Annotated in this window: 17 protein-coding genes and 1 pseudogene; 6 read left to right on the plus strand and 12 right to left on the minus strand. The window is 50.0% G+C overall.

Annotated features, from left to right (window positions below; genetic code table 11):
• From LKD37_RS04535 to LKD37_RS04590, 12 genes and pseudogenes are all read right to left on the minus strand, one after another.
• Positions 1-1,045 (minus strand): type IV secretory system conjugative DNA transfer family protein (locus tag LKD37_RS04535; protein WP_302928099.1); only part of this gene is annotated, 1,045 nt, incomplete at its 3' end.
• Entirely contained in the window at positions 1,042-1,530 is a 489-nt protein-coding gene (locus tag LKD37_RS04540) for a PcfB family protein (protein WP_302928100.1), read from the minus strand. The genes LKD37_RS04535 and LKD37_RS04540, both read right to left, overlap by 4 nt.
• A 50-nt stretch (positions 1,531-1,580) precedes the next feature.
• Positions 1,581-2,051, minus strand: a complete 471-nt coding sequence (locus LKD37_RS04545; RefSeq protein WP_302928101.1) for a hypothetical protein — start codon at positions 2,049-2,051, stop codon at positions 1,581-1,583.
• Between the two features lie 60 nt (positions 2,052-2,111).
• Positions 2,112-2,420 (minus strand): helix-turn-helix domain-containing protein, encoded by a 309-nt coding sequence (locus tag LKD37_RS04550; RefSeq protein WP_302928102.1) that lies wholly within the window; start codon positions 2,418-2,420, stop codon positions 2,112-2,114.
• Between the two features lie 52 nt (positions 2,421-2,472).
• Positions 2,473-3,360, minus strand: coding sequence for a ParB/RepB/Spo0J family partition protein (locus tag LKD37_RS04555; protein ID WP_302928103.1), 888 nt, complete (start codon positions 3,358-3,360; stop codon positions 2,473-2,475).
• A 53-nt stretch (positions 3,361-3,413) separates the two neighbouring features.
• Positions 3,414-4,293: pseudogene (locus tag LKD37_RS04560) on the minus strand (DUF6017 domain-containing protein).
• Positions 4,290-4,529 carry a hypothetical protein gene (locus LKD37_RS04565; RefSeq protein WP_302928104.1) on the minus strand — a complete coding sequence of 80 codons (240 nt, stop codon included), beginning with the start codon at positions 4,527-4,529 and terminating at the stop codon, positions 4,290-4,292. The pseudogene LKD37_RS04560 and the gene LKD37_RS04565 overlap by 4 nt, the downstream one beginning before the upstream one ends.
• 208 nt (positions 4,530-4,737) lie before the next feature.
• Complete coding sequence (locus LKD37_RS04570) at positions 4,738-5,037, minus strand: recombinase family protein (protein ID WP_302928105.1); 300 nt, start codon at positions 5,035-5,037, stop codon at positions 4,738-4,740.
• 75 nt (positions 5,038-5,112) lie between these two features.
• A complete protein-coding gene (locus tag LKD37_RS04575; protein ID WP_302928106.1) occupies positions 5,113-5,397 on the minus strand; it encodes a hypothetical protein in 285 nt (94 codons plus the stop codon).
• 491 nt (positions 5,398-5,888) lie between these two features.
• On the minus strand, positions 5,889-6,350 hold the full coding sequence (locus LKD37_RS04580) for an RNA polymerase sigma factor (RefSeq protein WP_302928107.1): 462 nt from the start codon (positions 6,348-6,350) through the stop codon (positions 5,889-5,891).
• A 314-nt stretch (positions 6,351-6,664) separates the two neighbouring features.
• Positions 6,665-6,904, minus strand: a complete 240-nt coding sequence (locus LKD37_RS04585; RefSeq protein WP_302928108.1) for a hypothetical protein — start codon at positions 6,902-6,904, stop codon at positions 6,665-6,667.
• A 17-nt stretch (positions 6,905-6,921) separates the two neighbouring features.
• The gene (locus LKD37_RS04590) at positions 6,922-7,638 is read right to left on the minus strand and encodes an ImmA/IrrE family metallo-endopeptidase (RefSeq protein WP_302928109.1); all 717 of its coding nucleotides are present in this window, start codon (positions 7,636-7,638) and stop codon (positions 6,922-6,924) included.
• Positions 7,639-8,388: 750 nt separating this feature from the next.
• Between LKD37_RS04590 and LKD37_RS04595 the strand changes: the two genes are divergently transcribed.
• From LKD37_RS04595 to LKD37_RS04620, 6 genes are all read left to right on the plus strand, one after another.
• Positions 8,389-9,531: a hypothetical protein gene (locus tag LKD37_RS04595; protein WP_302928110.1), complete on the plus strand. Its 1,143-nt coding sequence runs from the start codon at positions 8,389-8,391 to the stop codon at positions 9,529-9,531.
• Positions 9,528-10,559, plus strand: a complete 1,032-nt coding sequence (locus LKD37_RS04600; RefSeq protein WP_302928111.1) for a DUF3592 domain-containing protein — start codon at positions 9,528-9,530, stop codon at positions 10,557-10,559. The genes LKD37_RS04595 and LKD37_RS04600 overlap by 4 nt, the downstream gene beginning before the upstream one ends.
• Positions 10,560-10,587: 28 nt before the next feature.
• Positions 10,588-10,851 carry a hypothetical protein gene (locus tag LKD37_RS04605; RefSeq protein WP_302928112.1) on the plus strand — a complete coding sequence of 88 codons (264 nt, stop codon included), beginning with the start codon at positions 10,588-10,590 and terminating at the stop codon, positions 10,849-10,851.
• Positions 10,852-10,927: 76 nt separating this feature from the next.
• A complete protein-coding gene (locus LKD37_RS04610) occupies positions 10,928-11,833 on the plus strand; it encodes a hypothetical protein (protein ID WP_302928113.1) in 906 nt (301 codons plus the stop codon).
• Positions 11,823-12,497, plus strand: coding sequence for a DUF3592 domain-containing protein (locus tag LKD37_RS04615; RefSeq protein ID WP_302928114.1), 675 nt, complete (start codon positions 11,823-11,825; stop codon positions 12,495-12,497). The genes LKD37_RS04610 and LKD37_RS04615 overlap by 11 nt, the downstream gene beginning before the upstream one ends.
• Positions 12,498-13,094: 597 nt before the next feature.
• A complete protein-coding gene (locus LKD37_RS04620) occupies positions 13,095-14,285 on the plus strand; it encodes an IS256 family transposase (RefSeq protein ID WP_431833246.1) in 1,191 nt (396 codons plus the stop codon).
• The last annotated feature ends 213 nt before the right edge of the window (positions 14,286-14,498 follow it).

Below are 14,498 nucleotides of genomic sequence, written 5' to 3' on the forward strand. Positions count from 1 at the left end.
TCTTCGGTTTTAGGTTGTGTGTTCTAAGAGACTTCCCAACTGCTTGATTAAGAAGTCTTTTAGAGCATACAACACCGGCGGCTAATTTGTACTTTTTATATTGCCGCACCGCGAAGTGGTTGGGCTTGTCCTTTTCCAGCTCCTTGAACGCGATATCCACGGGATTTTCAAAGGTCTCGTCATCCTCGCGCACTTCCATCGCATTGACCAGCTCGATAAGCGTGGCGAAGTTCTGCTCTTCTTCGGGGGCTTCGTAATGGATGTAGCCGATCAGGGCACAATACAAAAGGGTCTCTGCCTTTACCCAGAAGTCGTCACCGGATTTGCCGTCCCCTTTGGTATTACATATCAGGGTGTTGACCAGCTTCAAAATGTCCTTTTCCGAGTGGATGTAGGCGAAGGGGTTATAATGCATACTCTTGGAAAAGTTGATGGTATTGAATATCTTGATGCGGTAATTGTTCTTCTCCAGCAGTCTGCCACACTCGACCACGATGCTACCTTTTGGGTCGGTTACAACGAATGAAACCGGATAGTCCTTCGACTGGCATTGCATGAGATTGGGCTTGATGAAAAAGCGTGTTTTGCCGCTGCCGGAGCCGCCGATGACCAGCACGTTTTTATTCCTTGCCGTCCGCGGATCTTTGGGGCGATTGTTCATGGTCAGGCTCTCGGTCTGTGTGAGGATGATGTTATTCTCGAATACCGGGTCGATATACGGCGCGATGTCCTCATGCGTGCCCCAGCGGGCGCTGCCGTACTCCATATTCTTGCGAAACTTCTTGGCATTCTTGCCTTTGACGTAGACCGCCAGCCGGAGCGCGGCGGCGATCAGGAGGCCGACCAGCAGATCGGCGGGGTGGAAGCTCGGAAGCAGGCTCTCAAAGGCCAGCCGGAAGCCATCCAGAATATGCAGTGCCTTTTGCGAGAAATCCATTCCCGGTGCCAACCTCGCCGCCTGCCCGCATTTGGTTCCCAGCAGGGCGAACAGAAGATACGGGAGATTGGGGATAACGATTTTCTTGATGTTTACAGGCTTTTTCATAGCTCCAGCCCCTTATCCTTGTGTTTGACCGCAGGCTTGATGATGTCCTTTGCAGCCTGAATATCATGCAGATGCTGGATGAGGGAGGGCTTCTGCCGCTTCCTTGCCGTATTGCGGGTATATTCCTCAAAGGCCGCTGTGAGGGCATCCGCGTCCCGCGCCTTGAAGAACACCATGTACTTGGGCGGCGAGAGGGTCTTGTCCTTTTTTACGGCATAGTCCACGCCGTATTTCCTTGCCACACGGTCAAAATCCTTGATGTTTTTATCGCTGATCTCGATGTTGGCAACGCCCTGATTCTGACCGACAAGCTGCTTGACCGTCTGCTTGCCGGTGGGCTTTACGGGGCCAGCTCGTTTCTTCTCAGCGATTTTTGCTTTTTGATGTGCCAGGAACTTCGCAACCGCCGCTTTGAGCACACGCCCAGTGAGCTTCGTTGCGCTGATGACGAGGGTCACTGTCCTGTTTTCAACCTCTTCCTGCAATTATGAACGCCTCCTTCCTTGATGATTGCAGTATGGCACCGGCGCACGGTTTACAGCGCGATGGCCGGGATCATTTCATCTCCGTGACGGAGCTGCACGGTGCGTTCTTCAAAAAGCCGCCGCACCAGACCGGCATCCCCCGAAGAGATATCCCACAATTCATCATCAAAACAGTAGAACACGATGGCGGGGCCGGTCAGGTAGGTTTCACCGCTGACGGTCACGATTGCTTTTTTCTCATAGGCCATGTACAGGTCGAAGGTCGGCACCTGCCGTACATGCGTGCAGCGGAATCCGGTCTCGATGAGCGCGTTCAGCAGGCACATAGATTTGGCTTTCTGACCGGGCACAGCCAGCAGAACCGAAACATTGCTTTCATCGTATTCCTCATCGTTCGGGGTGAGCTGGAAGCCAGAGACCGGCGCATAGCCGTCTCTTTTAAGCCTGACTCTGCGATGGATTTTCCCGTGCGGGAGGATGATGTTGACGTCTCCTGTGATGTTTACCGTGAATTTTTCCATGATACATTCCTTTCTCAGCGCTCATTCTGGCGCTGCCGTTTGCTTATTCTGATATTTGAATCAGTCGCGGGTTTCCGTGATCGTTACCGTCAGTCCGTATTCGTCCTCCAGCGCTTGCAGCAACTGCTCAAATTCATCACGGCTCTTGATATACGGGACTTCCAGTACCGCTACCGGAATGTCCAACGCCTGGGCTAATGCACAGAGCAGACTGTGTTTAGGCGTTCTTGTGCTGGATTCATACTGCGCAATGCGGATGTCGGCGGTTTTTGCCGGAAAGCCCACAGCCGTCCCCAATGCTCTTTGCGTCATCCCTCGTTTCAGGCGAAAGCGGCGGATGCGTTTCCCCGGACTCATAAAGCTGCGCATTGTCTTCACTCCTTCCTCCGCACAGGATGTCCGACTTTTTTCTGAATGTCTTTCATCGCTCGTTCTGACGCTGCCGTTTTTTCTGCCACTGATCCAGCAGCTTGATAATGACCTGCTCCATTTGCTGCGGCGTGTAATTCTTGGGGAAGTATTTGCGGAGCGTATCGCTTTTCAATGTGACGCGATCCAACTCATCCTTCTTTTCCTCGGACATGACCTTGTACATGGCGTCCTGCGTGCATTTTCCCTCGCGGCTGAGTTTTTTCAGCCGCTGTGCCTGCGAAAGGGATGGAGTGTTCTGGGAATACGCCATCGCATCCAAAACGCCCTTCTGCTCGTCCTTGCTGAGATAAGAAATCTCAACAGCGGGATTAAATGCAAGTTCGTTTTTGTCCACCATCGTTTGCAGCTCCGGCACAAGCTCTGTCAGCCGCACAAAGCGGCGCACCTGATTTTTGCTCTCACCGGTCTGCTGGGCAATAATTTCGGCTGTTTCCAACTTCCGCCCAACTTGGGTGGAAGTTAAATCTGTCCGCTGCCCCTGGTGCTTCAGCGCCTCCATTTTCATCTTGTACGCCTGTGCGCGTTCCATGGGAGAAATGTTCTCGCGCTGCAAATTGGTATCCACCAACAAGATCACCGCCTCGTCGTCAGTCAGATTGCGGACAATGGCCGGGATCGTATCCTTCCCGGCAAGTCCGCTTGCGTGCAAGCGCCGGTGTCCGGCGACCATTTCATAGCCGCCTCCGGGGTCTGGCCGGATGATGGTGGGATTGAGCACACCGAACTGCATAATGCTGTCTACGGTCTCCTGCATGAGTGCATCGTCCACCACCTTGAACGGGTGATTCTTGAAGGGGTGAATATCCGAAATGCGTACCTGCTGCACCTGCTCCGGCTGGGTGCTCTGTGTGTCCTTTGGTTCTGTCTTCTTTGGCATAGCGTTCACCTCCGTAACATGCGAAACGCCGCAGGCCATACAGCCAGCGGCGTCTAAATACGTCCTTCCGCCATATCGTGCTGAACCAGGGCTGCATAGTAGCTGGTCATGGTAAGCGAAGCGTTGTACAGCGTTGCCAGTAGATATTGACGGATGTTTTTAATCTTTGTGGTGTTCTCTTTCATGCAGCTCACGACAAAACGGATATGCTCGCTGTCCAGCTTCAGGAACCGGCTTCTGACCACCTCCGCAGGCTTATCATCGCCAGAAATGCGCACGGTCTCTTTTGTGGTGCAGACCGTATCCACGATAAGCTCCAGAATTTCCTCGACGATCTCCTTGTCATACGGCAAGTCCAGCAGCAGAACGTCATAGCTGATATTCTCCATGATAAGTTCTCTGTACTGAGATCTTCGCTCTGCATCGTTTCTTTTCGATTCCCGCTTTTGACTGCCCCTGAACGAAGTGAAGGGAAGAGACTCAGTATCGTTCAAATCAGTATTGTTCTTCTCAGTATTACTACCTTTTGATTTTGGAAATTCTTGAGTTTCGATTTTCAAAACTCCTGAATTTTGATTCCGGCGCAGCAACAAAGTTCTTGACGTAAATGAGATTGGGCTTGCCGAGACCCTGCCGTTTGCGCTCGATAAGCCCGCATTTCTCATCCAATTCGTTCAGCAGCTTCATGGCCTTCTGCGAAGCGCAGGAAAGTGCGTCCATGATGTCTTCGACGGTATAGACGATGTACACGCGCCCCACCTGATCCAGCCAGCCGTTCTTGGCAGACAAGCTCATGCGGTCAAGGAGCAGGCCGTAGAGGATTTTGGCCTCTGCCGAAATGTCCTTGAACCGGCTGTCCGTGAACAGCACTTTGGGGATGCGGTAGAAAGAGAACTGTTCCGCCTGATCCCCGTAGTAATAGTCCAGTGTCATGTATCTTCACGCCCTTTCCAAAGGCCCATAGAGCGCAGCAGCTCTTTCGTACACCAGCCGATGCAGGGAGACGCCCGCCCATACGGACAGCCGTCGCACTCGCTGACGGCGGCAGGCGGCTTCTGCGCCGAAACATAATAGCAGTCGGTTTTGCCTCGGTAGGTGCAGCCCTCGGTCTGCTTCCAGAAATAGCAGTACCGGCAGTCTTTCGGTTTGTCCTCTGTATGTCCGTTCATTGCTTTCGCCTCCATTCCCGCCCATACCGGGCAACAAAAAAGCACACCCTCCGGCTCCATCATGGAGCAAGTGGATGTGCTATGTAATACCGATTGTCCATGCCATGTTACTGCGTCAGGACATGAAAAAAGCGCGTCTGCCGACCCAAGCGCCACTTTGGGTAAACAGACGCACTATGTTCTATTCGCAGATTTTATGTGAAAAGGCTCAAAAAGCACCGTGTTTCTGGAACTTTTTGAGCCTTATTGTTTTTAGTCCTATTATTACAGCCGCGTCCGCATAGATATCGACCATGCGCCATTCGGCCTTGCCAGAGATTAGCTCCGTGTAGTAGCGGTTCTGAGCCGCGAAGGAATTGAGCTGATCCTCGGAGTCTGAGCTGACACGAGTGTAGGCTGCGACCCGCAGCCGCACATTTTGAGGCCGCTCTGTAGGCTCGATTTTTATAACACGGGGCTGCTTTTCTGCCAGTGCCGTTGCACCGTCTACCAGCCGCTTTTCATCCACACCCGCTCACCTCCTTTTTTGTAACACAAACACTACCACAACTGCATCCAAATAGCTACTGAAAGATGAAGAAAATCAGAGAAAAAACATGACTTCAACACCGTTGTCCGCAGCAATCCGTGCGGCAATTTTTCTCAGTTCTTTTTCGGTGAAAATACCGCATTCCCGGAGTTTTCTGAGCAGGATGACAATCCCATAGTAATTGATGTTGGGGTCCATAATTGTTCTCCTTTCTACATTTGACAATCTCTGCGGCACAAGCATGGGAACCGTCCGGGGAAGGAAAAGGTAGGAGAGAATAGCGGTGCCATCGGGCAGAGGGAAGAAAAAGCGAATATAAAAATGATAGACAGTTTCCATGCTTCTGCCGCAAGAGTGTGGTCGCTCCGGCAGCGGAAGCAAACGCTCCCGTCACCGGAGCGGCCAGAACTTTACGGTTTTGTTTGCCTGTATTCGACACTACTTCCCCAGGCAGGGCGGCAACTTGAACTGTGCGGGCGCACATCACGGGACTCTCACCCCTCCGAGGATCTCTCGAAGCTGCGTACAGGAGTATCATTATGGGCTGACGGGATCATGGCGGGGACAGCTTGCCAAAGCTGTCTTGGCCTGAGTGGGTATCGCTCTGCACCTTACTTGGCCGTCCTTTGATGCGGAGTTTCTCCGCACAGGTGGTCTTCGCGCACTCGGCCTGACGCTGGCTCCGTCAGCTAATGTATTCAAGTTGCCGGATATGACCTGGGCGGTATTTTTCAAGGAGCAAAGCCGCTGATTTATCAGCAGCGGGGGGAGGTTCAAAGCCCTCTCACTCTATTAGCCGTTGAAAACACCGTTTGCACCAAACTTTTTTGTCATCTCAGCATCTTTTTCAATTTCTGTAAGATACGGATCTTCCGATTATGGATCGTCATTCGATGGATACCCATCATTTCTTCCAGCTCACGCTCTGAGCACTCGTCGAAAAACAGCGCATGGATCAGAGCCCGTTCTTCTTCGCTCAACTGATCCAGTGCGGCCCGCAAACGGCATAAATCGTCTTTCTTGATCACGGCATCCTCGACGCCTTCAGCATCGTCCGCAAACTGGCACTTTGCAGAATATACGAGTCGCTCCAGCGAATCCTCTTTACTGGGAACATAACTCTCCGCACCATTCTCGGCATTTTTCCTGCGCTGTTCGCTTTTCAGATCCACCTCCATGTATTTCATCTTGCGGTCGCTTTTCTTCAAGACTGCCAACACATCCGGACGCTCTTTTAAGCAGGGATATATCTTCAAATAATCGACCCGATATGGGTCGTTGTGATACGACATTTTCTGTCCTCCGTTTCATCATTTTAAAAATTTCAAAAACGATGAAGCGGAGGGCCTCGGCATCTCTCGCAGGCAGAAGACCGGCAAAACAAAACGCTCATTCAGTTCCTTTCTGGAACCAAATGAGCGAAAAAAGCCGCTTGATCTGCCTTCACCACCATGGCCGCATTGATCCGTCTCACTCTCTTTGAGAGCAAGGACTGCAAATCAAGCGACACATGGGAAGGTCACGCATCAAGCGGCTCCGGGGTACAAACTTGGATATTCAATTTTTAGTTGTCAAGAGCAAGGCGTTTATTACACGCCGTTACATCTTAAAACCGGTTAAGTCGAAATGCCACCGGCGGGAAAAACACCTGTTCTCCGCAATGGGGGCATTTCACATAAACTGCGCCGTGATTTCCTTTGCACAGGATCTCTAACTTGTTCTGGCAATACGGGCAAATCCTCGCCATTGTAATATGGCTGGAATACTGTTTTTTCAGTTCCTGCTGTTCTGTCTGAATACAGGAATAGCGTTGAGGATCCAGTTCCCTTGCATTGATTATTGCCATACTTTCTCCCTGCCATATCAGGCGATCTCATTTTTCTCCGGAAATATATCTACCAGTGCATACGGGTCATACAAATCATTTCTTCCAACCAAGCCGAGCTGAGATGATCTTATGGCCAGTGCTGTTTTGGACACGCCGAGCCGCTTTGCGGCCTCTGAAAAACACTCATAGTCTTTGCGTGCATATATGCGATTCAGCACGCCGATGCCATCTTTCAGGCCAACATCTGCCATGTGGCGATACACCAGTTCCTTTGGCAAAAGGAGAAATGAAGTCAACACATTGGTCTGCCACTCCTCCCAATCCAGAACAGGGTACTGCGTATGTTCATCTGCCATGCGAAATACGCAGCGAGGAGTTTGCACCTCATATTCTTCTGGATACAGCATCCAAAACAGTTGATGCGCTGCTTCGTGCATCATAGTAAAGTTCAAACGGCCAATCTGATTTTCAGCCACAAGGCTCTGATCAATGAAGGCCGTTTTTCCGTCTAATTCGTAATCGAGCCTTGTGCCATCCCTTTGGGGGATCGTTATGATCACCCCCGATGTTGCCGTAAGGCCGATGGCGTCATGTGCTTCACTGATATCTGCAAATGTAAATTGCAGGCCACACATTTTCTCCGCAAAATCTGTCGGATCAATATGATCGACCTTTTGAGGGACTTTTTTAAGGTAATCACGAAGCAACCTGCGGGAAATGTGTTCGATGTCTTTCCGTGAAAGCCAGAGCATCTACATGCGCCCCTTTCTATTCCAACGCGTCCACAAATTAGAACATCTGTTCGCTTCTTGTTAAGGAGTATAGCACGCCCGCTAATCTATGTCAAGTGAAATAAATCGCTCGTATTTTGTACAAAAAATAATCGCCATTTCCTTTGCATTATCATTACACCAGCTGTTGGTGAGTGGAGGTATTGATTTGGCATTTTTAATAATGATAGTTCAAGAGTTTTCACAAAATCAACAAAAATTTCGACTTGATATTGCCAAAGGAGAATATAGCGTATAAAATAATTGGCAGAAATGGAAAAATATAGCCGAATCGCGGGATATCACTATAATCAAAAATTTTGAAGAGAGAATGGTTGTTTGATGTGATCAGATAAAGTAGTACGCTTCTGCTTTAATCAACATCTTCTGATCGCAGCATGGGGATCGTGTATGATTTAAAGATGGAGGTGGAGTTTGATCAGCAAGAAAACGCATACAAAGTCCTAATTGGCGTAACTAAGGAAAGCTTATCAACAGAAATTACTGGTGGAAGCACAAGAAGTGGTAAATTTAAGGAGTACTATAGAGAAGCCAAAACTACACTTTCTTTAATAGGAAAAAATAATCAAGAATTTTCGAGACATTTCAAGGATTTTAAAGGTAGTCTGTATCAAAAGGGCACAAAAGTAGGTTTCGACTGTGATGTCTTTGTGTTTGGATATATGACAGTAAGCCTCAAAGATGGTTTGAAGGAAGGTGCCCTAGCTGTAGTTGGAACAACTGGACAGAGTATATCCTACTCAATCGTTCCCTGCGTATATGCAAAATTCGCAATTGAAGGCTCACTTGAAAGTGGATTTAAGCTCGTACTATTTTTTGATAGAAACCGAAGAACTAGAAAGCGATTGTGCTACTTCTTATTGCAGCGAAGAAAGCACAAAAACATATGTGGTTATGAGAGAATCTGGAGCATTTTGGCCAATAAGAGTGCAGCTGGGAGGAGAATCATTGAAAAAACAAAAATGGGAATATACAATTACGAACGGAATAACCGGAGTTATAATATCTTTTATTATGCTCACCATATTTGGTGGTCTGGCACTTTGGTTTCGCCTCAGCCGGAACGGGGCGATCATCATTGGCATAATATTGGTGATCTTTGCATCGCTTGCCTTTTTCCTGGCCTTGTACCGCACATTATTTTTCAGGGTACTGATTGATAAAGACGGATTCTTCTATCAGACCGCTCCAGGTAACGGAAGATACTATCACTACTACACAATCCGCCAAATATGGGTCAGCAGTGGAAACGATGCAAATGCACAGCAAATGCAATATTGCAACTTTGAAATGCAGGACGGAAGAATCATGAGATTTTTCTTTAGAAATCTAGATTGGGATGCCGTAGACTATTTAATCGCCCAAGTAGAAAACACCGAGGGACAGGCGCAAAGGAGCGACGGTGACCTTATGATCAGCGGCAGAGTACAGGGCGGTGTCAGGCTCGTTGCAGCTGTCTGTATTTTGGCGGCGGTTTTGTTTGTGAGCATTTATCTCCGAACTCAAGGCTTGCCACCCATTATCTATATACCGCCTGTAGTGCTGGCAGTAGCAGCCTTTTTTGTGTTGGTGAGTCATAATCTGTTCTACAAAATTCTGATTCAAAAGGACGGATTTTACTGCCGAACCAACCCCTTTGACGGAAAATACTATAAATACAGCGAAATTTCAAATTGCCACCTGACAGAGGTGGTGCAAAGGCAAGGTTCCGTCCGCAACGGCACCAGACGGACGGGATATTCTTACTATTTTACATTCACTGACTCCATTGGTAAGCCGCATAAGATTCTGTATGATAAGGCTTTGTTTCAACGGGAAATGGAGGTGCTGATGGAGCGAAGCAAGGGAATATGAAGATTATGAAGATGTGGAGAAATACAACATTATTCGCCTACTTCCGATTCATGGGCTATGTGATGATGATTGTGGGCATCTACCTGATCGTAAACGGGATTGGAGACTATGCAGGCCAATCCCGTCAGAAGGACTGGCTCACCACGCAGGCCACGGTCACGGATGTCTCCAGCGAGGTAGTCAGCTCTTCGCCCGGAAGGCATGGTAGCAACAGCAGTACCTACTACATTATGGCGTATGAGTATGCCGTGGACGGAGAAACCTATACGGGCCGCACAGGGCGTATGTCATCGCCCCGTCTGATTGGTACTGTCATTACTGTGAAATATAACCCAGAAGTGCCGGAAGAGAATACGGCGATTCTCTCTCCCAATACCCACAATCTGCTGGTCCTTTTGATTTTGGGAACGGCCATCGCAGTGGTGGGCTTTTTCCTCTCTGGGGTGCTGGAGCTACTTCGCAGCCTTCTGCGAAGGACGCACACAGAGGAGCTGAAGAAATCGGTTCCGGAGACAGGCACGGGATTTGATTCAACGGCCATTGCAAAAATCCCGGCGAAGCAGTGGGTCCCCCGACTTGCGGCTTGGCTTCTTGCGTTCGTCGCCCTCGTCCTTTTCGTGAAATTCTTCCTCACGTCGGGAACTTCGGACTTGGATAAGTTCCGCAAGGCCGCAGCGGCAGCCGGCTATACTGCCGTGGACTCTACGGAGGATATCCGCCAGAGCTGGGGCATCGGTTCCATGCTGATCCGCTCTGTTTCCGTGCATGAGGACTCTCTGCGGTTGGACTACTGCAGGCTGGATTCCGCAGATGCCTGCTACCGTTTCTATGCCGCTGCGACCCTCCCCATCACCGGTGAGGTGACGGAGAGCAATACCTTTACTGGTCAGGTCTATGCCGTGGACAGCCCCACGAATTTCGCAGCAAAAATCCGCAGTGGACAGATAATGCTCTATGTGTATACCACGCAGGAGGGCAAGGCCGATGTGCTTGCGTTTCTGGAAGCTGCGGGCTGGTGGAGCGAATAAGAAACGGAAAATTTACTACTGCAGAACTATGAATTCTAATGTTGAAGTAATTGGAGACATGGAGCCAGAGACGGCATTGGTTTTCTCAGCTAAGGCGGAGGGTGGTTACCAGCCGTATGTATGGGAGTATGCTATTTACAAAGGTGATACTCTATACTATACTCTAAGTGGTTCAACATTCGACTATCTTGAGTGGTCGCCAACAGAGACAGGAAACTATACCATTGTTGTCTGCGTTATAGATAAAACTGGGTTTAAGGCAACATACTCGAAACAGTTTTCTATTATTTGAATCAATCACAGGGAAGTGGCATTAGCCACTTCCCTGTGATATAACAAATCGCTATGGATTCAATATGGAGAATAAGATGAAAGAAAGAAACTGGAAGTATAAAATCACCGGTAACTGGTTTGGACCTATGGTGATTGCAATCACGACGGCGGTCTCCGGAGGATTCACATTCTGGCTTTACACTGCACACGATGGTGCCTTTGTTGGACTCGGCGGCCTAACAGCCTTTTTTGCTATCATCTGCGTTTTGTCCGCATACGGTGCAATGTCTTTCAAGTTGCTTGTGGATAAAGACGGCTTTTATTTTCGGACCAAACCCGGCAACGGGCGGTACTACCGCTACAGCGAGATTTGCAGCATGTGGCTCAGCTCCGGCAGAGAGACGGACACACAGGAAGCAACCTACTGCAACTTTGAAACGATAGAGGGAAAGCGGTCGAGATTTCTCGTACTTGACCCCCACCTTGATGCGGTGGATTATATGATTGAACGGGTTGAGGCCGTGGGAAGCAGACGTGGGGATGACGACTTCGACCGCGAGATCGTCATTACCGGGAAGACGGAGAGTGTGGTTATCATAATCCTTGTGATTTTTGGTTTTCCCATACTTTACTTGATGCTTTTTGGATGGACCACCATGCCGCTGATTTTCCGCATGATTCCGGTCGCCATTTTGCTGTTTTCAATTGTGCGGGCTTTTTCTCACGGACTGTTTTATATACTAAAGATTCAAAAGGACGGCTTTTATTGCCGCACCAATCCCTTAAATGGGCGGTACTACCGCTACAGCGACATTCTGGACTGCTGTCTGGTCGAGTCACAGCGGAACATGCGCAGAAGCGCAACGCGTTACGGTTACTACATGAAATTCACCGACTGCGAAAACCAAACACACAGGGTTCCTTATAACAAATCGTTGTACGAAGGGGAAATCGACGAACTGGTCGCCAGGATCAAGAGGGCAAAAGAAGATGAAGCATGAATCGGCTGTTCAGGCCGTGAAAGAACTGATGCGGAAGGACTCAGTTTTTCGGTCTGTAATACAGGGCTGGGGCGTTGCGACGCTGCTTATCGGCCTCTTTATGTTTTATATGGGGGCCAATACTTATATTCAATCATACAAGCAGACGGATTGGGTATTCGGCAGCGCATACATTACGGATATTTCCGAGTTGAACAGAAGCAAAGTTGGCAGGGGTGGCATCAACTATTCGATGACCTACGAATATGAAGTGGATGGAACGCATTATACAGGTAAATATGGCCCCCTGGCAAACTCTATCGAGGTGGGCAGGTCCATCCGCATCAAATACGATCCGAGCGCCCCGGAAAACTCCACCGGCTTTCTGGCGCCGAGTGGCAATGATCTTGCCCTGGTGATCATAGGAACGATTCTTGCCGTGCCTGGATTTTTCATGTCGGGCATCCTCGGCCTTCTGCGGAGGCTTCTGCGGGGACTGCATCGAAGCGAGATTCCAGACTACGCACCGCCGGAAGAGAAACGCACTGCGCCCCCCAAAGCCCCCGCGCCCTCCGCCTGCGATATAGTTATGGGGGTACGCAATATCCTCCGAACCCTTGCGCCGATACTCATATTCCTGCTTTTCGGATTTATCCTCATGCTCATCCAAAACGCAATATCCTAATCACAGGAACCATGTGAATTACATTGAATGTTGCCCGCAGAAAAGATCGTGTAATTGCAAGGTTAAATATAAGCTCAAAAGTCAGGCGCTTATAAAGGGCCGCCATCTTAAGAGGCCGTTTCTCACGACTTTCGGGACACTCACGCATAGCAGTTTTTTCGGCCCAAACTGGTGGCGTTGTCAAGATTTATACGCAAAAAGGATTTTATGTTCAGGCTGAAAGAAATTTACCGAGTTTTCCTCCAGATATTGCATAGACCATATCCTTCCTTGTTGGCATCACCGATTTTTTATAAGACATGTTGCTTGTTCTTTTCTCTGTCTTAATACCTCCGATAGAGTGAGTCCTTCTGGATGCGCCATGATGACGCTACCCTCGTGACAACTCGAGAGCGCACCTTCCCCTTGGTGGGAGGTGCGCTCTGTCTGCGTTCATTTGATGCGATACAGGCTGCTGGTCAAACTGCCATTAGGCCTGCGGCGATGGATAATGTACAATAACTTGCGCAAATTGAAAAGAGCATAAAAAAAGACATAGCTTGCAGGCTCTGGTAGAATGAAGTTACCACACAAACATTCGAAAGGAGACAGCAAACTATGTCCGAGAAGATTGTACAATTCAATGAGGAAATTATCAAGGGGCAGCTCAAAGAATTAGTTCGAGGAAGTGTAGAGGAAACCCTGAACGAGCTACTGGAAAAGGAGGCGGAGTCCCTGACGCAGGCGGCCCGCTATGAGCGCAGCGAGGCCCGTCATGGCTACCGCAGCGGTCACTATGACCGGAATCTCACCACGACCTCCGGCAACGTTACGCTCCACATGCCGCGGCTCAAGGGCATGTCCTTCGAGACCGCCATCATCGAGCGGTATCGCCGCCGGGAGAGCAGCGTGGAGGAGGCCCTCATCGAGATGTACCTGGCAGGCGTTTCCGTGCGCCAGGTGGAGGACATCACGGAGGCGCTGTGGGGCAGCAAGGTTTCGCCTGCCACCATCAGTGAGCTGAACAAGAAAGCCTACGTTCACATTGAGGACTGGCGCAACCGCCCCTTGCAGGGCGGCCACTATCCATACGTCTACGTGGACGGCATCTACCTGCGCCGCAACTGGGGCGGAGAGTACGAAAATGTTGCTGTTTTGGTGGCGATCGCCGTGAATGAGGACGGTTTTCGCGAGGTTTTGGGTGCCGCTGAGGGCATGAAAGAGGACAAGGCCAGCTGGGTCAGCTTCTTCCAGTGGCTCCGTGGGCGCGGCTTGGACGGCGTGAAGCTCATCGTCGGTGACAAGTACATGGGGATGCTGGAGGCTGTGGGCGAGGTGTTCCCGGACGCCAAATACCAGCGCTGCACGGTGCATTTCTACCGCAACGTTTTCTCTGTTGTGCCCAAATCCAAGGTCAAAATTGTGGCAAAAATGCTCAAGGCGATCCACGCCCAGGAGAGCAAAAAAGGGTCCCGTGAGAAGGCGAAAGCCGTGGTCGCCGAGCTGCGCACCATGAAACTGAAGGAAGCTGCCAAGAAGGTCGAGGACGGCATTGAGGAAACGCTGACCTACTGCGATTTTCCCAGCGAGCACTGGACGCGCATCCGCACCAACAACGTGATCGAGCGGCTGAACCGGGAGATCCGCCGCAGAACCCGCGTGGTGGGGACGTTCCCGGACGGCAACTCCGCCCTGATGCTGGTCTGCGCACGGCTGCGCCATGTGGCGGGCACCCAGTGGGGCAACAAGAAATACATGAACATGAAGCACTTGGAGGCGGTTATGGACGACGCCTCCGTTGCCGGCTGACTTCACTCCGCCGGAGCCTGCAAACAATTTTGCGCATAAATCTTGACGGGACCTTTTATTCCCTCCGTTTCGTCATTTGTGAAGAACTCGCAAACGGCAGAAACGGTGGGGCACGGCAATGAAATTGGTATCCGCATAATGAAAAGCGGACAAAAAGCCAAGGATGGCCGCAAAGGGCCATCCTTGGCTTTTTGTCCGTTTTGTTGTGTTGTC

The sequence above is a fragment of the Brotocaccenecus cirricatena genome, assembly GCF_020687045.1.
GTDB lineage: Bacteria > Bacillota > Clostridia > Oscillospirales > Oscillospiraceae > Vescimonas > Vescimonas cirricatena.